This is a genomic window from Tenacibaculum singaporense (genome assembly GCF_003867015.1).
GTDB lineage: Bacteria > Bacteroidota > Bacteroidia > Flavobacteriales > Flavobacteriaceae > Polaribacter > Polaribacter singaporensis.
Window position 1 is genome coordinate 677,694 of sequence record NZ_CP032548.1, and the last position, 21,983, is coordinate 699,676.

General features: G+C 32.8%; 21 protein-coding genes and 1 tRNA gene. 15 read left to right on the forward strand and 7 right to left on the reverse strand.

The genetic code is table 11. The features are described from left to right. Positions 1-51 precede the first annotated feature (51 nt). From D6T69_RS03075 to D6T69_RS03100, 6 genes are all read right to left on the reverse strand, one after another. A complete protein-coding gene (locus D6T69_RS03075) occupies positions 52-636 on the reverse strand; it encodes a Crp/Fnr family transcriptional regulator (protein ID WP_125066399.1) in 585 nt (194 codons plus the stop codon). Between the two features lie 81 nt (positions 637-717). After that, complete coding sequence (locus D6T69_RS03080; RefSeq protein WP_125066400.1) at positions 718-1,494, reverse strand: DUF4382 domain-containing protein; 777 nt, start codon at positions 1,492-1,494, stop codon at positions 718-720. Positions 1,495-1,619: 125 nt separating this feature from the next. Next, entirely contained in the window at positions 1,620-2,939 is a 1,320-nt protein-coding gene (locus tag D6T69_RS03085; RefSeq protein ID WP_125066401.1) for a DEAD/DEAH box helicase, read from the reverse strand. Positions 2,940-3,078: 139 nt separating this feature from the next. Further along, positions 3,079-3,333: a hypothetical protein gene (locus D6T69_RS03090; RefSeq protein ID WP_125066402.1), complete on the reverse strand. Its 255-nt coding sequence runs from the start codon at positions 3,331-3,333 to the stop codon at positions 3,079-3,081. A 77-nt stretch (positions 3,334-3,410) separates the two neighbouring features. Continuing rightward, the gene (locus D6T69_RS03095) at positions 3,411-4,376 is read right to left on the reverse strand and encodes a succinylglutamate desuccinylase/aspartoacylase family protein (RefSeq protein WP_125066403.1); all 966 of its coding nucleotides are present in this window, start codon (positions 4,374-4,376) and stop codon (positions 3,411-3,413) included. Continuing rightward, positions 4,343-5,245 (reverse strand): ATP-grasp domain-containing protein, encoded by a 903-nt coding sequence (locus D6T69_RS03100; protein ID WP_125066404.1) that lies wholly within the window; start codon positions 5,243-5,245, stop codon positions 4,343-4,345. Before D6T69_RS03100 ends, D6T69_RS03095 begins: the two co-directional genes overlap by 34 nt. 142 nt (positions 5,246-5,387) lie before the next feature. Here D6T69_RS03100 and D6T69_RS03105 point away from each other — a divergent pair, with 142 nt between their 5' ends. From D6T69_RS03105 to D6T69_RS03140, 8 genes are all read left to right on the forward strand, one after another. Next, on the forward strand, positions 5,388-8,204 hold the full coding sequence (locus D6T69_RS03105; RefSeq protein ID WP_125066405.1) for a VPS10 domain-containing protein: 2,817 nt from the start codon (positions 5,388-5,390) through the stop codon (positions 8,202-8,204). Positions 8,205-8,258: 54 nt separating this feature from the next. After that, a complete protein-coding gene (locus tag D6T69_RS03110) occupies positions 8,259-8,471 on the forward strand; it encodes a zinc ribbon domain-containing protein (RefSeq protein WP_125066406.1) in 213 nt (70 codons plus the stop codon). Between the two features lie 133 nt (positions 8,472-8,604). Continuing rightward, positions 8,605-8,967, forward strand: coding sequence for a dihydroneopterin aldolase (folB, locus tag D6T69_RS03115; protein ID WP_125066407.1), 363 nt, complete (start codon positions 8,605-8,607; stop codon positions 8,965-8,967). A 55-nt stretch (positions 8,968-9,022) separates the two neighbouring features. Continuing rightward, positions 9,023-9,093 (forward strand) — tRNA-Cys (locus tag D6T69_RS03120). Between the two features lie 80 nt (positions 9,094-9,173). Next, positions 9,174-9,707: a hypothetical protein gene (locus tag D6T69_RS03125; RefSeq protein ID WP_125066408.1), complete on the forward strand. Its 534-nt coding sequence runs from the start codon at positions 9,174-9,176 to the stop codon at positions 9,705-9,707. A gap of 6 nt (positions 9,708-9,713) precedes the next feature. Further along, on the forward strand, positions 9,714-10,229 hold the full coding sequence (locus D6T69_RS03130) for a hypothetical protein (RefSeq protein ID WP_125066409.1): 516 nt from the start codon (positions 9,714-9,716) through the stop codon (positions 10,227-10,229). A 7-nt stretch (positions 10,230-10,236) separates the two neighbouring features. Next, complete coding sequence (locus tag D6T69_RS03135) at positions 10,237-10,302, forward strand: DUF1508 domain-containing protein (RefSeq protein WP_240628406.1); 66 nt, start codon at positions 10,237-10,239, stop codon at positions 10,300-10,302. A gap of 188 nt (positions 10,303-10,490) precedes the next feature. Beyond that, the gene (locus tag D6T69_RS03140) at positions 10,491-11,336 is read left to right on the forward strand and encodes an MBL fold metallo-hydrolase (protein ID WP_125066410.1); all 846 of its coding nucleotides are present in this window, start codon (positions 10,491-10,493) and stop codon (positions 11,334-11,336) included. A 35-nt stretch (positions 11,337-11,371) separates the two neighbouring features. On the opposite strand, the gene D6T69_RS03145 is transcribed toward D6T69_RS03140, so the two are convergent. Further along, positions 11,372-11,569 (reverse strand): hypothetical protein, encoded by a 198-nt coding sequence (locus D6T69_RS03145; RefSeq protein WP_125066411.1) that lies wholly within the window; start codon positions 11,567-11,569, stop codon positions 11,372-11,374. Positions 11,570-11,651: 82 nt separating this feature from the next. Between D6T69_RS03145 and D6T69_RS03150 the strand changes: the two genes are divergently transcribed. The 7 genes from D6T69_RS03150 to D6T69_RS03180 all read left to right on the forward strand — a co-directional run bounded on the left by D6T69_RS03150 (position 11,652) and on the right by D6T69_RS03180 (position 21,943). Beyond that, entirely contained in the window at positions 11,652-13,292 is a 1,641-nt protein-coding gene (locus D6T69_RS03150; protein WP_125066412.1) for a S8 family serine peptidase, read from the forward strand. A gap of 67 nt (positions 13,293-13,359) precedes the next feature. Beyond that, positions 13,360-13,764, forward strand: a complete 405-nt coding sequence (locus D6T69_RS03155) for a hypothetical protein (RefSeq protein WP_125066413.1) — start codon at positions 13,360-13,362, stop codon at positions 13,762-13,764. Position 13,765: 1 nt separating this feature from the next. Then, positions 13,766-15,616: a M1 family metallopeptidase gene (locus tag D6T69_RS03160; RefSeq protein ID WP_125066414.1), complete on the forward strand. Its 1,851-nt coding sequence runs from the start codon at positions 13,766-13,768 to the stop codon at positions 15,614-15,616. A 215-nt stretch (positions 15,617-15,831) separates the two neighbouring features. Further along, complete coding sequence (locus D6T69_RS03165) at positions 15,832-17,523, forward strand: glutamine--tRNA ligase/YqeY domain fusion protein (protein WP_125066415.1); 1,692 nt, start codon at positions 15,832-15,834, stop codon at positions 17,521-17,523. A 229-nt stretch (positions 17,524-17,752) separates the two neighbouring features. Further along, on the forward strand, positions 17,753-19,189 hold the full coding sequence (gene ricT / locus D6T69_RS03170; RefSeq protein ID WP_125066416.1) for a PSP1 domain-containing protein: 1,437 nt from the start codon (positions 17,753-17,755) through the stop codon (positions 19,187-19,189). Then, positions 19,179-19,664 (forward strand): gliding motility lipoprotein GldH, encoded by a 486-nt coding sequence (locus tag D6T69_RS03175; protein ID WP_125066417.1) that lies wholly within the window; start codon positions 19,179-19,181, stop codon positions 19,662-19,664. Before ricT ends, D6T69_RS03175 begins: the two co-directional genes overlap by 11 nt. Then, entirely contained in the window at positions 19,664-21,943 is a 2,280-nt protein-coding gene (locus D6T69_RS03180; RefSeq protein ID WP_125066418.1) for a penicillin-binding protein 1A, read from the forward strand. The genes D6T69_RS03175 and D6T69_RS03180 overlap by 1 nt, the downstream gene beginning before the upstream one ends. Positions 21,944-21,983: the final 40 nt, after the last annotated feature.

Sequence of the window (21,983 nt, forward strand, 5' to 3'; positions counted from 1 at the left end):
GATTCCCTCAAAAATACGGAAAGAAACTGTGCAAATATTAGCCATTTGGCGCTAATTTATGTTTTTTCGAATTCTGCTCATATGTCGGGTAGAAATTCCTAAAAATGAAGCTAAATAATGAAGAGGAACTTCCTGAAGTAATTTGGGTTCGTTCACGAGTAATTTTTTATAACGTTCTTCAGGAGTTAAAGTCAGCAGGTCAATACGATAATCGTCAATTAAAAAAATTTGATTTTCTATAAAGTTATAATAAAATTGATGAAAAGCTTTGTTGTTTTTCATTAGGTGTTTAAAGTCATTAATTTTTAACACCCAAAGTTTACAGGTACTTAATGCTTTTATGTCTTTTGGGGAGGGAGTTTGTTGTAAAAAACTCTTTAAAGAAGAGGCAAAACCATTTCTTAAGGCTAAATAGGTGGTTTTTTCTTGTCCAGAAACGGTAACAGCATATTGTAAAATGCCACTTTCTACAAAACAAAAATAACGACAAGGTTCTCCTTTTTTAACTAAAAATTCATTTCTAGATAAGGATAATTCGTTAAAACAGTTAATGATTTCAGGAATTAACGTGTTTAAACTTTCATCATTTACGATGTTCTGTATGCGTTGTGTAATAGCTTTTTTTGAAGCTTCCATTTTACGAAAAAAATTTAGCTTAAAAGTATAAAAAAAGGATGCTTTTTACAGCATCCTTTGTGATAATTTATAGATGAAGAGTTATTCTAACTCCACAGTTCCCATATCAGTATTTTCACCTAATACAGCGTTAACTCCTTCAACAGTTTTAGGAGCTAATCCAGAAGCTTCATCAGGAGTAAAAGTTACATTGTAAGTACCTGCAGGAACACCGTGTAACATAAATTTACCTTCTTCGTTTGTTACTGTTGTAATTGTATCGGTAGCGGAAGCAGCTTCAACTGCTACTTGATACTCAAAAGGATTTACCATTCCAGAAATAGCTCCAGAAGCAGCTTCAGTAGTCACTCTAATAGTTGGCTTTAAAATGTAGTCACCCGAACCAGTTACAACGATAGATTTATCAACCATAAAGTCTAGTATAAACGTATATTTTACACCACCTACTAAATCTTGGTGTACGTTTAATTTTAATCCTGATTGTTGTGCGCTAGGGGTTGCTAATGGATATGTTTCTCCATCTACTACAATAGAATTGTTTTCACCTAAAACTAAACGAATTTGCCCAATTTTACCAGCAGGAATTTCAGTGTCTACTAATAAAGCGTCAATTCCACCAGTTAACTCAAGTAAGTTGTATACTTGTGGAGTAACATTTCCAAGGCTTTGCCAACCATTTTCTTCGTCTCCAACGTTAATCATTACGTCCTGTACATCGATGTTTACTTTATCGTAATCACCAGGAGCGTCTACTAAGCGAACTGCTACTTGAGACGTTTGGGGATCGTCACTAGAACAGCTAACAAATGCGGTAAAAAAAGTTGCCAATGCAACTAGTAATAAAACATGTTTTTTCATAATTATTGGTTTTTGTAATACACAGTAAATATAACAATATTTATACCAAAATATTGTTTTGCTTGATTAGTGAAGTGCCAAAAATACTGATAATTAAATAGATAAAATGCGATTTTAATTAACTCTTAAGATGGTTTGTTGCTATTCCTTCTTTTACGGTTATTTCGTTTTCTAGGAGTATGTTTTTTTGAATTTTCTGTTGAGGTTTTTTTTGTTTTTTTCTTTGGATCAGAAGATGTCTTAAACGATTTTTTAGCTGGTTTATTTCTAGATTGCTGCTTTGGTCGTTCAGTAGTTACTTCATTTTTTATAGTAGATAAATCAAAACCTTCTAATTCAGAAATAGTAATTTTTTGCCCTAATAACTTCTCAATACTTTTTAAGTAAGTTTCTTCTTCTTGGGCTACTAATGAAATAGCTTCTCCACTAGCGCCTGCTCTTCCTGTTCTACCAATTCGATGCACATAATCTTCAGGAACGTTAGGAAGTTCAAAATTAATAACGTGTGGAAGCAATGGAATATCTAATCCACGTGCAGCAATATCAGTAGCTACCAATACTCGAATAGAATTGTCTTTAAAACCTTTTAAAGCTTTGGTTCTTGCTCCTTGACTTTTGTTTCCGTGTATAGCTGCGGCAGAAATTCCTCGTTTAATTAGTTTTTCAGTCAACCTGTTAGCACCGTGTTTGGTTCGAGTAAAAATTAATACCTGACTCCAGTTACCTTTTGAAATCAACTGACCAACTAGTTCGGTTTTTTTACTTTTAGGAACCTTATATAGTTTCTGGTTTACTTTTTCGGCCGTTGTATTTTCTGGGGCAGCTTCAACCAATACAGGGTTGTGTAAAATACCTTGTGCTAATTTTTTTATTTCTTTTGAAAAAGTTGCCGAAAACAATAAGTTTTGACGTTTTTGAGGTAAAAAAGAGATTATTTTTTTTATATCTCGTAAAAAACCCATGTCAAGCATTCTGTCGGCTTCATCTAAAACTAAAACGTCAACACGTTTTAAAGAAAGTTGATTTTGCTCGTGTAAATCTATTAATCTACCAGGAGTAGCTACCAAAACATCAATTCCGTTTTTAAGTGTTGCTATTTGAGAGCTTGGTTTTACGCCACCAAAAATAGCGGTAGATTTAATATTTAAATGTGTACTGTATTCGCGCACATTATCATATACTTGAGCAGCTAATTCCCTTGTAGGTGTTAGTACCAATGCTTTGATCGGACGATATTTTGGATTCTTTTTTTCTGATATATTTTGTAAAATAGGCAAGATAAATCCTGCAGTTTTTCCTGTTCCGGTTTGTGCAGAAGCTAATACGTCTTTGCCTTCTAAAATAACTGGAATTGCTTTTTCTTGAATAGGAGAGGGTGTTTCGTACCCTTTTTCGGTTACCGCTTTTACTAAAGCTTTTGATAAACCTAACGATGTAAATGTCATATATAATTCTTCAGTAGTATTAAAAAATAACACGACTATGAGCCAACAAAGGTACTGCTATTTATTGGGCTTCGTCTATAAATAAAAAAGACGCCTTATTTAAAGCGTCTTTTCTTTAGTTTTAAGTTTTAATATGTGTTTAACTTTTAGCCATGGCACTTTTAATAATACCAACAATAACCAGTAAAACAGCTCCACCAACACCACTTCCAGCAATGTTTCCGATAATACCAGAAATATCAATGTTTAACATTCCTAATAATTGAGCTCCTAGGCCACCACCTAAAATTCCTACAACTGAGTTCCAAAGGGTACCTAAAGAGTACTTTTTTAACAAAGCACCTGCAAGATTACCACCTACTGCTCCACTTAATAAGCTAATAAGAAATTCCATAATTTTATAATTTTTGATTAGTTAATTGGAATTAAAGTAAGTGAAAAATAATTTATAAAACAAATAAAATCAGTTTGTTATGGTTTTCCTAAGTGAAATAAAGCATCTCCCATGTTAATGATTGGAAAGTTGTTTTTAGCAATGATATAGCCATTGTAAGGAGATTTTACGGAAAAATTTGTTTCCCCATAGGTATCCATAACATGTCCCAAAACTTGTCCTTTTTTTACTTTTTCACCATTATGTACAATAGAAGTAAATAAACCAGCAACCTTGGCTCGAACCCATTTGTGTTTATTAATGTGTATTGAAGTAGTATTTTTAGGTATTTCAATACTTTTATTAATCATTTTAAAATGTTTTAAAACACGAAGCGTTCCATTAATACCTTGCTGAATAGCTTTTTCTTCTAGTCGTAAAGATTCTCCTCCTTCGTACACAATTACAGGAATATTGTTTTTATAACATTGATTTCTAAAAGATTTAGGGATAAGTTTAGAGCCAAACATAAATGGGGCATTGAAAATGCTGGCTAACTGAAATCCTTTTTCATCTTCAGGGGTGAATCGTATTTGCGGAAAGTTATTTCGTTGTTCACCTCCTGTATGGAAATCAATAGCAAAATCTACATTATTGGTAATTTCTTTCATTAAGTAATACGCCATTCTACTTGCTAAGGAACCTGTTTTTGAACCAGGGAAACTACGGTTTACGTCTTTACCATGCATGTCCCTCGACATATTTAAAAAACCAAACACATTCAACAAGGGAACAACGATAACACAACCTCGGTGAATTTTGTACGATTTGTCAATTAACATTCTTCTGACTAATTCAATACTGTTTACTTCATCTCCGTGTAAACCACCTTGTAGTAGAATAGTTGGGCCTAATTGATCACCATTAAAAATATACACAGGAATTTCTATTAGAGTTCCTGTAGGCAATCTATCAATTGGGATTTTAATTAATTTAGATTCACCTAAACCAATTTTTTGTCCACGAATTTCTATGATTCCGTTTTTAAAATTTTGTTCGAACATTTTTCTTCTAAAAATTTAACAATGGCTTTGGCAATATTATCTTTGGTATATGCTTCAATTCCTTGTAAGCCAGGAGTTGAGTTAACTTCAATTAATAAAGGTCCTCTTTTTGATCGTATCATATCAACACCAGCAATAGGTAGTTCTAAATATTGAGCTGCTTTAATAGCTATTTTTTCTTCTTCAGCAGTTAAAGTGACCTTATGTCCGCTGCCTCCTTTATGAATATTAGAACGAAAATCACCCTCTAGTCCTTTACGTTTCATAGAAGAGACTATTTTACCATTTACAACAAAAGCACGAATATCTTCACTATTACTTTCTTTTATAAACTCTTGTAATAAAATACTGGTATTTGTTCCGTGCATGGTTTCAATAATAGACATAGCTGATTTTTTGCTTTCAGCTAAAATTACTCCAGAGCCATGTGTTCCTTCTTGTAGTTTAATAATGACAGGAGAGCCACCTAATAAATCTATTTGCTCACTAATGTTTTCAGCGTCAACAGAAAAAACAGTCTGAGGAATAGGAAGTCCATTTCTACTCATTATTTGCAAAGTACGAGCTTTGTTTTGCGCATTAACAATACCTAAATAACTAGCGGTACTGTAAACCCCATTTATTTCAAATTCTTTTACAACTGTTGCTCCGTGTTTCATAGCAGAAACACCTATTCTAGGAATAATAACATCAGGAATATCAATAATATTTTTACCTTGATATAGAATAGCAGGTTTACCATCGCCAAGTTTTATAGAGCATTTTAAATGGTTTATAATTTCAACTTTATGTCCACGACGACGAGCTTCTTTGTATATTCTTTGTGTTGAATAAATTTGGTCACTAACAGAAAGAATAAAAATAGTCATAGCCTAAAAATTTTGAGGTTAAACAAAGCTAATCATTTTTTTGTTTGACAAGAACTTCAAAAAGAAGTCTCTCAATATTCTGTTAATTTTTTTGAAATAGTATTTGCTTACAGTATTTTCACTTCTTCTAAACCAAATTATAATGAGAGTCTTAGCCAAAGTTTTTATTGCTTTATTTCCGTTTACAATAGTTGCACAGCAACCTACATCTTCAGAGAAAATAAAACAAGCTTTACAACAAAAGGAAGTATTAATTACAAATTCTACAGTAAAAAATATACCGTTTAAAAGTATTGGACCTACAGTAATGAGTGGGCGTGTGGTGGATATTGATGTGAATCCAGCAAATACTACAGAGTTTTATGTAGGATATGCTTCTGGAGGAGTATGGCATACTAACAACAACGGAACGACTTTTACTCCAATTTTAGATAATTCTCCTACACAAAATGTAGGTGATATTGCTGTAGATTGGAAAAATGGAACAATTTGGGTAGGAACAGGAGAAAATAATTCTTCTCGTTCATCGTATGCAGGAATCGGAATTTTAAAATCTACTGATAAAGGTAAAACTTGGACAAACGTAGGGTTACCTGATTCACATCATATTGGGCGAATTTTAATCAATCCGAAAAATCCAGAAGAGGTAATCGTTGGCTCAATAGGACATTTATATTCTTCAAACAAAGAAAGAGGAATTTTTAAAACTTCTGATGGAGGAAAAACATGGATAAAAACCTTGTTTATTGATGAAAATACTGGAGTTATTGACATTCAACCGGTACCAAACAACTTCAATATTTTATATGCTGCTGCTTGGGAGCGTGAACGAAAAGCATGGAATTTTGATGGAGACGGAAAAAATTCTGCAATTTATAAATCGACAGATGCAGGAAATACGTGGACTAAAATTTCGGATAACAATGGTTTTCCAAATGGAGATGGAGTAGGTAGAATAGGGCTAGCTGTATATAATGAAAACACGGTATATGCTTTTCACGATAGTCAATTCCGAAGAAAAAAAGAGGCGAAAAAAGATGAAGATTCTAATGCTTTGACGAAAGAAGATTTTAAAACAATGTCGGTTGCTGAGTTTTTGGATTTAAAAGATAAAAAACTGAATACCTACTTAAAAATGAATGGTTTTCAAGAAAAGTACCGTGCTGAAAATGTAAAACAAATGGTACGATCAGGTTCCGTAAAACCAATTGATTTGGCAAAGTATTTAGAAGATGCAAATGCACTCTTGTTTGATACACCAGTAGTAGGTGCCGAGGTTTTTAAAACTAGCAATGGTGGGAAAACATGGAAAAAGACACACGAAGGATATTTAGATGACTTGTATTATTCATACGGCTATTATTTCGGAGAGGTTCGCGTAGATCCGCAAGACGAAAATGGGATTTATGTTTTAGGAGTTCCTATTTTAAAATCAAAAGACGGCGGAAAAACGTTTACATCTATCAGTAAAGAAAATGTACATGCCGACCATCAGGCGTTGTGGGTAAATCCAAAAAAACAAGGACATTTAATTGATGGAAATGATGGCGGATTGAATATTTCATATGATGATGGTGAAAGTTGGACGAAATTAAACCAACCAGCGGTAGGTCAGTTTTATACCGTATATGCTGACAATCAAAAAAATTATAAGGTGTATGGAGGATTACAAGACAATGGTGTTTGGGTAGCAAATCATAATGCAAAAATTGATAAAAGATGGCAGCAAACAGGAAAGAACCCTTATGAAAGCTTAATGGGTGGTGATGGTATGCAGGTAGCAGTTGATGATAGAAATCCGAACATTGTATATACAGGATATCAATTTGGAAATTACTATCGAATTGATAGAGCTAATGGAAAGCAAAAGTATATTCAGCCAAAGCACAAGTTAGGTGAGAGTCCTTTTCGATTTAATTGGCAAACACCTATTCACCTATCAAAACACAATCAAGATATTTTGTATTTAGGAGGAAATAAATTGCATCGTTCTTTGAACCAGGGAGATGATTGGGAAACTACTTCTGATGATTTAACTCAAGGAGGAAAAAAAGGAAATGTTGCTTACGGAACCTTAACTACGATTTCAGAAAGTCCATTCCAATTCGGGTTGATTTATGTGGGTTCTGACGATGGGCTAGTACATGTTACTAAAAATGGAGGAGGAAGCTGGGAGAAGATTTCCAATTCTTTTCCACAAAATTTATGGGTAAGTCGTGTAATAGCTTCAAAACATAAAAAAGAACGTGTGTATGTTACGTTAAACGGATACCGTTTTGATGATTTTACTCCTTATGTATACATGTCTGATGATTATGGAAAAACATGGAAAAACATCAGTAATAATATTCCAACTTCTGCGGTAAATGTGATTAAGGAAGATCCTAAAAAAGAGAATATACTATACCTAGGAACCGATAACGGATTGTATGTGTCTTTTGATAAAGGAGCAACATGGGAAGCTTTTAGCAACGGATTGCCAAATGTAGCAGTACATGATTTGGTAATTCAACCGAAAGCAAAACATTTAGTAGTGGGTACACATGGACGTAGTTTATACAAAGCCAATATTGCTTCGTTGCAAGAATTTAATAATAAAGAAGCTATTTTTAGTATTAAGGACATTAAGAAAAGAAAATCTTGGGGTAGTTCTTGGAGTAAATGGTTGGAACCAAATACACCAAAAATTACAATTCCATTTTATGTAAATACCAATAAAGAAGTTGAGTTAGAAGTATATTCAGATAAAGTTTTGGTAAACACTATAAAAACTAATGTAACAAAAGGATTTAATGAAGTAGTGTATGATGTTTCTTTTTCTGAAAAAGGAAGAAAAAATTACTTAAAGAAACACAAAGATACTGAGATAAAAAAAGCAAAGAATGATAAATACTATTTACCAAAAGGAAAGTATAAAGTAACGATGGGTGAGTTGAATCAAACATTTGAAATAAAGTAGTTTGTAACATTTTTTAATTTTTCGACTCTTATAAATAAAAAACTAAAAATATTTATGAGTAAGCCATTAAATTATACCTGTCCGAAATGTGAGAATAAAACCTATGAAGTAGCTGAAATGAGAGCAACGGGAGGAACGTTATCTAAAATTTTTGATGTTCAAAATAAAAAGTTTACGAGTGTAACCTGTAAAAGATGTAGTTATACAGAGTTTTATAAGGCTAAAACAAGTGCTTTAAGTAATATATTCGATTTCTTTACGAATTAATAAAGACGTCATTTCGAACGAAGTGAGAAATCTTATTCTTTTAAGAAATGAATAATATTGTTAAGGTCTTTTACGATTATTGAAAAAACACGAAGAATGCTTTTAAATAAGTAAACATTGCTATTTTTGCGGCATGGGAATTATACGTGTAAACGACATTCGTGTTTTTACAAATCACGGATGCTTAGATGAGGAAGCAAGAATCGGTTCGGAATACCGAGTAGATATCGAAGTAAAAGCCGATTTACAAAAATCATCACAAACCGATGATTTGGTTGATACGGTAGATTATGTGCATTTGAATCAAATTGTAAAAGAAGAAATGGCGATTCGTTCTAAATTATTAGAGCATGTTGCTCAACGAATTTTAAGTAGAATTTTTAAAGAAATACAACTTGTTGATGAAGCAGAAGTTAGCGTAGCTAAAATTAATCCACCCATTGGAGGAAATGTTGCTGAGGTAGCAATTGTTTTATCAGATGTGCGTAAAAAGTAAAAAAAGCTTGCAAAAAAAGATAAAAGCTGTAAATTTGCAGTCCTTATCAATATAAGGTGTCGTGGCCGAGTGGCTAGGCAGTGGTCTGCAACACCATCTACAGCGGTTCGAATCCGCTCGACACCTCAAAAAGCTCAGCAATAATCGCTGAGCTTTTTTTATTTTGATTGAAATAAAAAAGAGAAAGAAAACAAATTGAAAAGTCAATGAAAAACAAAATAATTAAGCTTTTATTAGTGTGTCTACTATTATCTATAGTCTATTATGTAGCCACTATTACATTGACAAATCATGGACAATTTGTGAATTATTATCATTATCCTTCGAATAGTATCTCAGAATCTAAAAAGTATTCCAACTTTTTAAGGATTGTACCAAAAAAGAATGTAATAATAGTTGAAGGAGATGAAGAGTTTAAGAAACTTATAGAAAATGATTTAAGTTTATGGTTTGATAAATTTAAAGTTAATAAGTCTTTTGGACTGCTAAAACTTTTTTCATACAACACAATTAATGAAAAAAAAATATTTTTAAGAATAGGTTATAAAGACTCTTATAAAAGTCACTCATTAAGTTATGATGAATTAACATGGCTATCAATACAAAATAATGAAATAAAAAGTGTTTCAAATACCTATGGCATGTCTTCTAAGGTAGGTAGTACAGTAACTTTAAAGTTTTACGAAGACAAAAAGAAGAAAAAACCTTTGGGAGCTTTAGAAGTTTTAATTGATAAATAATAGGATATGAAAAACTTAGCTATAAGATTTATAATTTTTTTAGGTATATCATTATGTGTCAACTATAAAATTCCAGAGACTTTCTATGATATTATAATTGCTTTATTATTGTTGCTAGGGTTTATTATATCATATAAAGAAATTAGAGAGAATAATATCAACAATATTCTATCAAATTATTTATTTTGGATTGTTTGTTCATATATTATTTTAATAGAAAAAAAAGAGGTTGTTTTTAGTCTCAGTAATGTATTTGTTATATTATTTATAATTAAATCAGTTTTGCTTGTTATAAACTATTTTAAGTTTAAAAAATTAGAGACACCGAGTACAGTTTTAAGTAAAATGTGGGTTTTTACTTTATTTCTTTATTTAATTGAGTTGGTGTTAAATTCAACACATGGAACTAAATACTTGTTTTACTATATAGGTCTGATTTCTTCTATTGAACTTTTTATTATTCTTTTAGTTATAAAAGAATGGAAGCTAAAAATAAATTCAGTTATAAATGTATTCAAGTAAAGATGCTATGGAAAATGGTATAACTTCAGTAAAAATGAATGCACCAAATGCTACTGTAGAAGATAATTCTTAGTAGTAATATAATTAAAACAAGCAAGAAGATGGACTTAGGTTCATCTTTTTGTTTTTACTAGAATACAATAAATACTTAAAACTTGATGCTTACAATGCTTTAATTATGGCAGATAGCATTTCTAGAAACTAGGCACTTTTTGTTTTCCTTAACAAAATAATTCGTTAAAATTCTGCATCTTTGTAGCTATGCGAATTTATCCGATAGAAACAGGAAACTTTAAATTAGACGGAGGCGCTATGTTTGGCGTAGTTCCGAAAACGATTTGGCAGAAGACAAACCCTGCCGATGAAAACAACATGATCTCAATGGGCATGCGTTGTATGTTGATTGAAGATGGTGATCGTTTAACACTAATTGATACAGGTATTGGTAATAAGCAATCCGATAAGTTTTTTGGATATTATTATTTATATGGAGACTTTTCATTAGATACTTCTTTGGCAAAACATGGTTTCCATAGAGATGATATTACAGATGTGTTTTTAACACACCTACATTTCGATCATTGTGGAGGAGCAATTCAATGGAACAAAGATAGAACGGGGTATGAACCAGCTTTTAAAAACGCACGTTTTTGGAGTAACCAACGTCATTGGGATTGGGCAGTACACCCAAATGCGAGAGAAAAAGCATCTTTTTTAAAAGAAAACATCTTACCAATTGAAGAAAGCGGACAACTAAACTTTTTACATCTAAACGCAAAAGATTATGTTGGGTTTGATGTGTTGTTCAAAGATGGACATACCGAAAAACAAATGCTACCGAAAATAGAATATCAAGGAAAAACATTGGTGTTTATGGCAGATTTACTACCAACAGCAGGTCATATTCCTTTGCCTTATGTTATGGGGTACGATACAAGGCCACTACTTACCTTAAAAGAGAAAGAAGCTTTTTTAAACGAAGCAGCAGATAAAGAATTTTACCTGTTTTTAGAACATGATGCTTACAACGAAGTAATAACCGTAAAGCATGCAGAAAAAGGAGTTCGTTTAAAGGAAACATTTAAGTTTACAGATGTTTTTAATTAAAAAAGCATGTTTTTTAAAAAACATGCTTTTTGTTTTTAACAATCACCCGTACAACCGTGTCTACTAGAATATCTTTTAGTAGGACGAGTACGCGTACCTCCTCCGAAAAATTCTTCATATATTCCATCCATCTCACTTTTCATAACTGCATCCTGACCATTACTACCACCCTTAATTGTCTTAACTTTTTCTTTTGCTAATTCAAATGTTTTGAATCTTTCTAACTTTTTCATTATTTATAAAATTTTGTTAATAAAGCCTAAAAGTAGAAAAATAATAATAGTTTTACAAATGTTTTAAATTAAGATAGAGATTATGAGAGTTTTAAAGCCCGTATTTTACTCGGCAATTGCAGTGGCTACCTTGGCTAGTTGTAAAACAGTAAGCAAAATCCCTGTGCCAGCAGGAAGTAATACCGTAGTGAACATTCCAGCGAAAAAAGCTGAATTAACAGACTATGAGCAAGAAAACTGGCAACATTTAGACTTGGCTACAGATACAATTCCTGGAATGAGTGTAAATAAAGCCTATGAGTTTTTAAAAGGGAAAAAGAATGTAGAAGTTGTAGTTGGTGTCGTTGATTCTGGAACTGATTTAAAACATGAGGATTTAGTTGATGTAGCTTGGGTAAATACCAAGGAAATACCTGGAGATGGAATAGATAATGATAAAAATGGATATGTTGATGATATTAATGGATGGAACTTTTTAGGAGATTCTTACAAAGAGCACTTAGAATACGAGCGTATTCTAATGAAACCAGAAGTTGCAAGTGCAGAACTATTAGCTGAGGTGAAGAATTTTCATGCGAAAAAAGTTGAAGAAGCAAGAGTGAGAAAATTAAATATGGAAAACCGTTTAGCAAATGTTAAAAAAGCACAAGAACAAATAAAAAAGCACCTTGATAAGGATGCATACTCAGCTGAGGAGATAATGAGTATAAATACTAAAGATAAAAACGTAAAAGATGCAATTAGTATAGCTAAAATGTACTTTGGCTATGGTTTTTCTTCATTAAAAGAAACCAGTGATTATTTGTCTAGTGATATTAAAAAATCTATAGCTACGATAAATGAAGATAACTTAAAAACAGATTACCGTACTGTTGTTGGTGATAATGCGTATGATATTAACGATAAACCAGGATATGGAAATGGTAATATAGGTCATTCTGAAAAAGATGAAGCGCATGGTTCTCACGTTTCAGGTATCATTGGAGCAACAAGAAACAACGATAAAGGAATGAACGGGGTTGCCAATGTAAAAATCATGGCTGTACGTTCAGTTTCTGAAGGAGATGAGTACGATAAGGATGTAGCCTTGGGTATTCGTTATGCAGTTGATAATGGAGCGAAAGTAATTAATACAAGTTTTGGAAAGGCTTTTTCACCAAACAAAGAGTGGGTTTACGATGCAATTAAATATGCAGCATCTAAAGATGTATTAATCGTAAATGCAGCAGGAAATGACGGTAAAAATATTGATGTTGAGAAGACTTTCCCTAACGATGCACCAGATTTAATGAATGAAGTTGCAGATAACTTTTTAACTATTGGAGCAATGAGTGCTAATTATGATAAAACATTACCAGCAAACTTCTCTAATTACGGTAAAAAGAACGTAGACGTATTTGCTCCTGGAGTACAAGTATATTCAACTACTCCAGATAATGAATACAAGAAGTTTAATGGAACTTCAATGGCTTCTCCAGCAGCAGCAGGAGTTGCAGCATTAGTACGTTCTTACTACCCTGAGTTAACGGCAAGTCAGGTAAAGCACATTTTAATGAACTCTGGAACTAAAATAGATTTAGAGGTTGTTAAACCAGGAACAGGAGCTAGATATGGTACTGCGCCTGTAAAAGTTCCTTTCTCAGAATTATCAGTATCAGGGCGTGTTGTAAATGCATACAATGCAGTAAGAATGGCTGATAGAATGGTAAACGGAAGAAAATAAAACCAGTATAAACAAGCTAAAAAAGAGCATTATTTTTTGATGCTCTTTTTTTGTTATAAGAAAACACATGCAACTAGAATTTAACAAAAAAACACAGGAATTAACAATTAAAGATGAAGTGCCAATGCATTCATGGTTAATAATCTCTTTGATGTTAATTAATGGAATTAATATGGGAGTTCAGTTGTATTTAATGAGTTATAAAAACAATGAAACTCTTTTTGTTTTTATGTTTTTACTTGCAGTAGTTTCTGTAGTAGTAATATTTTATTACGTGGTAAAAAGATCATGGAAATCTAAACACTTACTTAATGAAATTGAAGGAATAGAAACAAGAAAAGCCTACGGAAGAGAGCGGGTTTTTCTAAAATTACATAATGGAAAAAGACGTAGTTTTCCAGTATTAAAAAATGAAAAAGAACTAAGCGATTTTAAGAAAACACTAACCTCAATGGGAATTAAACCAGTTTAATATGAAGAAAATAATCTTAAGCCTTTTATTGTTACCGGTTATTTCTTGTGCTACCGTAAATAGTGCAAAAAACAAAACCGTAACAAAAACAAAAGTACACAAGCAATCTAGCCAAGGATATTGGCAGCAACATGTTGATTATACTATGGATATTGATATGGATGTTAAAACATATCAATACAAAGGAACACAGAAATTGGTGTACACAAACAATTCACCAGATGCGTTAAATAAAGTATTCTATCATTTATATTTCAATGCATTTCAACCAAACTCACAAATGGATGTTCGTTCAAGAAATATCCAAGACCCAGATAGAAGAGTAGGAGATCGTATTAGTAAATTATCACCTTCAGAAATAGGATACATTAAAGTAAGTTCTTTAAAACAAAACGGTTCGATAGTAAAACACGAAACTGTTGGAACGATTTTAGAAGTTACATTAAACAAACCAATTCAACCAGGAGAAAGTGTAACGTTTGATATGATTTTTGATGCGCAAGTACCAAAACAAATCCGTCGTTCAGGTCGTAATAGTGCTGAAGGAGTTGCTTTGTCAATGACACAATGGTATCCTAAAATGGCTGAATATGATTTTGAAGGTTGGCATACACCACCATACTTAGGAAGAGAATTCCATGGAGTTTGGGGTAATTTTGATGTAACACTTCATATTGATAAAAATTATGTAGTTGGAGGAACAGGATATGTACAAAACCCACAAGAAGTCGGTCATGGTTACGAAGACAAAATAAAACCGTTAAACCTTCCGTCAGGAGATAAATTAACATGGAAATTCACTGCGCCAAACGTACATGATTTTACTTGGGGAGCAGATCCTGAGTTTATTCATGATACCTATAAAATGGACAATGGAATCGACTTACATTTCCTTTACAAGAAAACATTAGATGCTGAGTATTTAGAAAACTGGAAAAAGTTACAACCTAAAACAGCTGAACTAATGACGTATTTTAGTGAGCATATAGGTCAGTACCCATATAAGCAATACTCAGTTATTCAAGGAGGAGATGGAGGTATGGAATATGCAATGTGTACATTAATTACAGGACAACGTAAATGGGGAAGCTTATTTGGAGTAACAGCACACGAATTAGCACATACTTGGTTCCAATTCTTGTTAGCGACCAATGAAAGTAAGCATCCTTGGATGGATGAAGGGTTCACCACTTATATTTCAAACAAAGCAGAAAATGAAATTTTAGGAGAAGGAAAAGAAAATCCACATGCAGGATCTTATCGAGGGTATAATTACGTGGTAAAAAATAATATTGAAGAGCCTTTAACAACACACGCTGATAGGTATCACACGAATACAGCGTATGGAGTTGCGAGTTATTCAAAAGGAAACATTTTCTTATCTCAATTAGAATATATTATTGGAAAAGAAAATGTAGCAAAAACACTAAAGAAATATTTTGAAGACTTTTCTTTTAAGCATCCAACACCAAATGACATTAAACGTACAGCTGAAAAAGTTTCAGGACTTCAGTTAGACTGGTATTTAAATGAATGGACGCAGACAACACATACTATCGATTACGGAATTAAATCAGTAAACGGAAAAGAAATTACCTTAGAACGTATTGGTCAAATGCCAATGCCTATTGATGTTGAAGTAACGTATACAGACGGTTCAAAAGAATCATTTAATATTCCGTTACGTATGATGCGTGGAGAGAAACCAACCAACGCAACCATAATAACTGATTGGACTTTTGCACATCCAACGTACACTTTTACAACAAAAAAAGAAGTGAAATCAGTTGAAATTGATCCTTCAAAACTAATGGCAGACGTAAATCAAGAAAACAATTCGTACGGGAAGTAAATTCAAACGAAACATTAAATACCAAAAACGGAAAATCTATATAGGTTTTCCGTTTTTTTATTAAAAAAAATAATCCATAATTTTCTTTGTGTAATTATCTCATAGATTCTATGTAATTTTGTTGTTTAAACCTTTTAGGAAGCTCTTAATTGATTATGTTTTAAGAGAGAACAATAGAAGGTTGCAAAAATAGAACACGTACATAATTTATAAAGATGTCAGAAGAAAAGAAATCATTGAATTTTTTAGAGCAAATTGTTGAAGAAGATTTGGCAAACGGAATGCCAAAAGAAAATTTGCGTTTTCGTTTTCCACCAGAACCAAACGGATACTTACATATAGGACATACAAAAGCTATTGGTATTAGTTTTGGTTTAGGAGAAAAATACAATGCTCCAGTAAACCTTCGTTTTGATGATACAAACCCAGCAAAAGAAGAGCAAGAATACGTAGATGCTATTAAGCGAGATGTAGCTTGGTTGGGGTATCAATGGGAAAAAGAATGCTATTCTTCTGATTATTTCCAACAATTATATGATTGGGCAGTTCAATTAATTAAAGACGGAAAAGCATATGTAGACAACCAATCTTCTGAAGCAATGGCTGAACAGAAAGGAACGCCAACGCAACCAGGAGTAGCAGGTCCAAATAGAGATAGAAGTATTGAAGAAAATTTAGATTTATTTACACGTATGAAAAACGGTGAATTTGAAGAAGGTTCCCATGTGTTACGTGCTAAAATAGATATGGCTTCACCAAATATGTTAATGCGTGATCCTATCATGTATCGTATTTTAAAGAAAGAGCATCACCGTACAGGAAGTGACTGGGTAATTTATCCAATGTACGACTGGACACACGGAGAAAGTGATTATATAGAGCAAATCTCCCATTCACTATGTTCATTAGAGTTTAAACCTCACCGTGAACTATACAATTGGTTTAGAGATAATGTGTATGAATATAGTCAATCAGAATACCCATTACCACCAAAACAAAGAGAATTCTCACGTTTAAACTTAAGTTATACCGTAATGAGTAAACGTAAGTTAATGAAGTTGGTGGAAGAAGGAATCGTTTCAGGATGGGATGATCCACGTATGCCAACTATTTCAGGATTACGTCGTCGTGGTTATACGCCTGCTTCTATACGTAGCTTTATTGAAACGGTAGGGGTTTCTAAACGTGAAAACGTGATTGATGTAGCATTACTAGAGTTTAAAATCCGTGAAGATTTAAATAAAACAGCAAATCGTGTAATGGCTGTTTTAGATCCGGTAAAAGTGGTAATAGATAATTATCCAGAAGATCAAGACGAGATTTTAATTGCTGAAAACAATCCAGAAGATGAAAACTCAGGAACAAGAGAAGTTCCATTTTCAAGAGAGATTTATATAGAGCGTGAAGATTTTAGAGAAGAAGCAAACAAAAAATTCTTCCGTTTAAAATTAGGAAAAGAAGTGCGTTTAAAGAATGCGTATTTCATCACGGCTAATAGTGTAGAAAAAGATGAAAATGGAAACATTACGGTAATTCACTGTACGTACGATCCATTAACAAAATCAGGAAGTGGAACAGAAGAAAGTAAACGTAAGGTGAAAGGAACCTTACACTGGGTTTCTATAAAACATGCGGTAAAAGCTGAGGTAAGAGCGTATGACAGATTGTTTTCAGATGAAGCACCGGACAGCCATAAAGACAAAGATTTTATGGAGTTTTTAAATCCGAATTCGCTAGAAAAAATTACGGCTTACGTTGAACCAAGCTTACAAACAGCAAAAATTGGAGATCGTTTTCAGTTCCAACGTTTAGGATATTTTAATGTAGATGATGATTCAACAGCTGAAAGCTTAGTATTCAATAAAACAGTTGGACTAAGAGATAACTGGGCAAAAAAGAACAAATAGTCCATGAAGACATAAAAACAAATAAAAAATGCTGCTTTTTAACTTAAAAGCAGCATTTTTTTTAACAAAAAAATCAATTTTCACTTTTCATTAGAATATGTATCTTTACAGATTAAGGATAGTTGTTATAAAGTAAATTTTATGCAGCTGAAAATCAAATAATAAAAATATTTTTTGATACTGTAAACACCACAGGTTTAAAAAATATTTCAAAAAAATATACTATTGTATGAGTTGTAGCAGTTGCTCAACTAACAAAAGCGGTGTGCCAAATGGCTGTAAGAGTAACGGAAATTGTGCTACAGGCACATGTGGAAGTGGAAATAAGCTCGCTGTTTTTGATTGGTTATCAAATATGACTTTACCTTCAGGTGAAGCACCATTTAATATTTTTGAAGTCCGTTTTAAAAATGGACGAAAACACTTTTATAAAAACCCTGAAAACTTAACCCTTTCCATGGGAGATGTGGTTGCAGTTGAAGGATCTTCAGGGCACGATGTTGGTATTGTTTCTTTAGCAGGCGAACTTGTAAGAGTTCAAATGAAAAAAAGGAAAATTACTGCAGATAGTGATGATGTAAAGAAAATTTACAGAAAAGCCTCTCAAAAAGATATTGATGTTTGGCAAGAAGCCAGAGGAAGAGAGTTAGAAACACAACGAAAAGGAAGAGAAATTATTAGCCGTTTAGGGTTAAAAATGAAACTTTCTGATGTTGAATATCAAGGAGACGGAACCAAAGCTACTTTTTATTACACAGCAGACGAACGTGTAGACTTTCGTCAGTTAATTCGTGACTTAGCTAGTGCTTTTTCTATACGAGTAGAAATGCGTCAGGTAGGAATGCGTCAAGAAGCAGCTCGTTTAGGTGGAATTGGTTCTTGCGGTAGAGAATTATGTTGTTCTACTTGGTTAACCGATTTTAGAAAAGTAAATACAGCAGCAGCCCGTTATCAGCAGCTATCATTAAACCCATTAAAGTTAGCAGGGCAGTGTGGCAAACTAAAATGTTGTTTAAACTACGAATTAGATACATATTTAGACGCCTTGCAAAGCTTTCCGAAGCAAGATAAAGTGCTAAAAACAGAAAAAGGAGACGCTGTCTTTGTTAAGATGGATATCTTTAAAAAACTACTTTGGTACACTTACAAAGAAGAAAGTTTTAAATGGTATAAACTATCGTTAGATCAAGTTCAAGAGATTATAGAATTAAACAAAAATAATGAACTTGCTTTACCGTTAGAAGAATATGAATTGGAGATAACTGAAGAGGTCTCTGTCGATTTTGAGAATGTTGTTGGTCAAGATAGTTTAACGCGTTTTGATGCACCTAAAAAAAGTCGTAAAAACAGTAGGCGTAGAAAAAGAAAACCAGCAAATAAAGCGGAAGTAGATAAACAACCACAAACAAATAAAAGGCAAAAGAAAAAACCACAAGGGAAAACGGAAAAACCTGAAGGAGGCCAAAAAACAGAAAAGAAGAGGGTTGATAACAGGAAACCAAGACCTAAAAACAATCCAAAAACTAGAAAGCCAAAACCAGAAAGTAAAACAACTGATAAACCACAAGGGCAACAAAAAAAACCGAGAAACCCTAGAAGAAAAAACAACAATCAACGAAAAAGAAATAATAGCGATAATAAAAACAATACCAATAATGAGAAGTAAAATTGGCATCATTTTTTTAGTAGCCATGCTATTAGCTTCATGTGATTCAAATAGTGAGTTTGACAATTATATTGCGCTTCCTAAAAGTTCATGGAATAAAAAAAATGCAATACAATTTACATTTCCAATTAATGATTCTATTGGTAAGAAAAACCTTTTTATAAACCTTAGAAATAATAAAGATTATGCATACAGTAATCTTTTTTTAATTACGCAAATGAATTTTCCTGATGGACAAATAATTATAGATACATTGGAGTATGATATGGCAGATGTTACAGGGAAATTTTTAGGGCAAGGTTTTACAGATATTAAAGAAAATAAACTTTTTTATAAAGAAAACATAACGTTTCCCCGAAAAGGAGAATATACTTTTAAAGTTCGACAAGCCATGCGTAAAAATGGAGAACTGGAAGGAATTGAAGAATTAGAAGGAATAACTCACGTAGGGTTTAGAATAGAAAAAATAAAGTAATGACAGAGAAGAAAACAACAAATTTTAGTAAGTACATTAAATGGTTTTGGGGTATCATTTTAGGAGGATTTCTATTTGTTTGCCTGCTTTTTTTACTAGCTTCTTGGGGAGTGTTTGGAGCGCTACCTACTTTTGAGGAGTTAGAAAACCCAGAAAATAACTTAGCCACAGAAATTATTTCATCAGATGGTAAAACTCTAGGGAAATATGCTGTTGAAAATAGAACACCTATAAAGTACAAAGACATACCAGAGAGTATGGTAAAAGCACTAGTAGCAACAGAAGATGAGCGCTTTTATGAACATTCAGGAATTGACTTTAGAGGAACAGCAAGAGCCGTTTTAAAACCAGGAAGTGGAGGAGCGAGTACAATAACCCAACAGCTAGCAAAAATGTTGTTCACAGGAAAAGCTTCTCGAAATATTTTCAAAAGAGTACTTCAAAAGGTAAAAGAATGGGTAGTAGCTGTAAAGCTAGAACGCCAATATACCAAAGAAGAGATCATAACCATGTATTTAAATAAATATGATTTCTTAAATCAAGCAGTAGGTGTTCGTTCAGCAGCTAGAATTTATTTTGGAAAAGAACCAAAAGAGTTGGATGTAGAAGAATCTGCAATGCTAGTAGGAATGCTTAAAAATTCTTCTCTTTTTAATCCTTTAAGGAGAAAAGAGATGGTAAAGCAACGAAGAAATGTTGTTTTAAAACAAATGAATAGAAATGGGTTTATCACTCAGCAACAAAAAGACTCATTACAAAAGTTAGGTTTAGGGCTTAATATAAATAGAGAGGGGCATAGTGATGGTTTAGCTACATACTTTAGAGAACACTTGAGAAGCATCTTGAAAGAATGGGTAAAAGAACATCCGAAGCCAAACGGAGAAGAGTATAATATTTATAGAGATGGATTAAAAATTTATACAACGATAGACTCTCGTATGCAAAAATATGCAGAAGAAGCTGTGTATGAACACATGGCCAACCTTCAAACATATTTTGATAAAGAACAAAAAAGAAATAAAAATGCTCCTTTCTATGACATAAACAAAAAGGAAATAGAGAAAATTATAAGAAGAGCAAAACAAAATTCAGACCGTTATAAGCAAATGAAAGCTGCTGGCAAGTCTGAAAAAGAAATAGATAAAGTATTTAATACAGCTACTGATATGCGTATTTTCACATGGAAAGGTGAACGCGATACGGTAATGACACCTTATGATTCAATACGTCATTATAAATATTTCTTACGTTCAGGTTTGGTATCTATTGAGCCTCAAACAGGTCATATTAAAGCTTGGGTTGGAGGAATAAACCACAGGTATTTTAAATATGATGCAGTAGAGCAACAAAAACGTCAAGTAGGTTCTACATTTAAACCTTTTGTATATGCAACAGCAATTAATCAGTTAAAAATGTCACCATGTGATAAGTTGCCAAATACACCATATACTATTCCAAAGGAAAAATATGGAATGCCAGAAGATTGGACACCTAAAAATGCAGGAGGTAAATATGGAGGAGAACTTACGTTAAAAGAAGCCCTAGCAAAATCAATAAACGTAATTACAGCACAATTAATTGATAAAGTTTCACCTATAAATGTAGTTAGACTTGCAGAATCTTCAGGGATAACATCTAAATTAGAGGCAAATCCGTCTATTGCATTAGGAGCAATTGATTTATCATTATTAGAAATGGTAAGTGCTTATTCAACATTTGCTAATAAAGGACTACGTGTAAGTCCTTTAATGATTACCCGAATAGAAGATAAAAATGGAACTGTTTTAGAGGAGTTTGTACCAGAAACAAAAGAGGTATTAAGTGAAGAGTCTGCTTATGTAATTTTAGACTTAATGCAAGGGGTAACAAAGTTAGGATCAGGAGCACGTTTAAGATCAACTTGGACTTCAGCAGGTGATGCAGCAACAGGCTTTCCTTATAAATTTACCAATCCTATTGCAGGTAAAACGGGTACAACACAAAACCAATCAGATGGATGGTTTATGGGGATTGTTCCTAACTTAGCAACAGGTGTTTGGACAGGGGGAGAAGATAGAGCTACACACTTTGCAGGGTTAAAGTATGGTCAAGGAGCAACAATGTCGCTACCAACATGGGCTATATTCATGAGAAAATGTTATGAAGATAAAACATTAGAGATTAGTCAAGAAAGTTTTGAAAAACCTAAAGATATAAGTATAAACCTAGACTGTTCAAAAGCTGAGGAACCAAAAGAAGGAGAGGAAGAAGAAACAGCGCCAGACGATACAGATTTTTAGTATATTATAAGATGTTTAATCACTTAGTGAGTAAAGCTTA

Coding starts and splice junctions, on each gene's coding strand:
- D6T69_RS03075 (WP_125066399.1), bottom strand. CDS start 636: ATGGAAGCTTCAAAAAAAGCTATTACACAACGCATACAGAACATCGTA.
- D6T69_RS03080 (WP_125066400.1), bottom strand. CDS start 1,494: ATGAAAAAACATGTTTTATTACTAGTTGCATTGGCAACTTTTTTTACC.
- D6T69_RS03085 (WP_125066401.1), bottom strand. CDS start 2,939: ATGACATTTACATCGTTAGGTTTATCAAAAGCTTTAGTAAAAGCGGTA.
- D6T69_RS03090 (WP_125066402.1), bottom strand. CDS start 3,333: ATGGAATTTCTTATTAGCTTATTAAGTGGAGCAGTAGGTGGTAATCTT.
- D6T69_RS03095 (WP_125066403.1), bottom strand. CDS start 4,376: ATGTTCGAACAAAATTTTAAAAACGGAATCATAGAAATTCGTGGACAA.
- D6T69_RS03100 (WP_125066404.1), bottom strand. CDS start 5,245: ATGACTATTTTTATTCTTTCTGTTAGTGACCAAATTTATTCAACACAA.
- D6T69_RS03105 (WP_125066405.1), top strand. CDS start 5,388: ATGAGAGTCTTAGCCAAAGTTTTTATTGCTTTATTTCCGTTTACAATA.
- D6T69_RS03110 (WP_125066406.1), top strand. CDS start 8,259: ATGAGTAAGCCATTAAATTATACCTGTCCGAAATGTGAGAATAAAACC.
- folB (WP_125066407.1), top strand. CDS start 8,605: ATGGGAATTATACGTGTAAACGACATTCGTGTTTTTACAAATCACGGA.
- D6T69_RS03125 (WP_125066408.1), top strand. CDS start 9,174: ATGAAAAACAAAATAATTAAGCTTTTATTAGTGTGTCTACTATTATCT.
- D6T69_RS03130 (WP_125066409.1), top strand. CDS start 9,714: ATGAAAAACTTAGCTATAAGATTTATAATTTTTTTAGGTATATCATTA.
- D6T69_RS03140 (WP_125066410.1), top strand. CDS start 10,491: ATGCGAATTTATCCGATAGAAACAGGAAACTTTAAATTAGACGGAGGC.
- D6T69_RS03145 (WP_125066411.1), bottom strand. CDS start 11,569: ATGAAAAAGTTAGAAAGATTCAAAACATTTGAATTAGCAAAAGAAAAA.
- D6T69_RS03150 (WP_125066412.1), top strand. CDS start 11,652: ATGAGAGTTTTAAAGCCCGTATTTTACTCGGCAATTGCAGTGGCTACC.
- D6T69_RS03155 (WP_125066413.1), top strand. CDS start 13,360: ATGCAACTAGAATTTAACAAAAAAACACAGGAATTAACAATTAAAGAT.
- D6T69_RS03160 (WP_125066414.1), top strand. CDS start 13,766: ATGAAGAAAATAATCTTAAGCCTTTTATTGTTACCGGTTATTTCTTGT.
- D6T69_RS03165 (WP_125066415.1), top strand. CDS start 15,832: ATGTCAGAAGAAAAGAAATCATTGAATTTTTTAGAGCAAATTGTTGAA.
- ricT (WP_125066416.1), top strand. CDS start 17,753: ATGAGTTGTAGCAGTTGCTCAACTAACAAAAGCGGTGTGCCAAATGGC.
- D6T69_RS03175 (WP_125066417.1), top strand. CDS start 19,179: ATGAGAAGTAAAATTGGCATCATTTTTTTAGTAGCCATGCTATTAGCT.
- D6T69_RS03180 (WP_125066418.1), top strand. CDS start 19,664: ATGACAGAGAAGAAAACAACAAATTTTAGTAAGTACATTAAATGGTTT.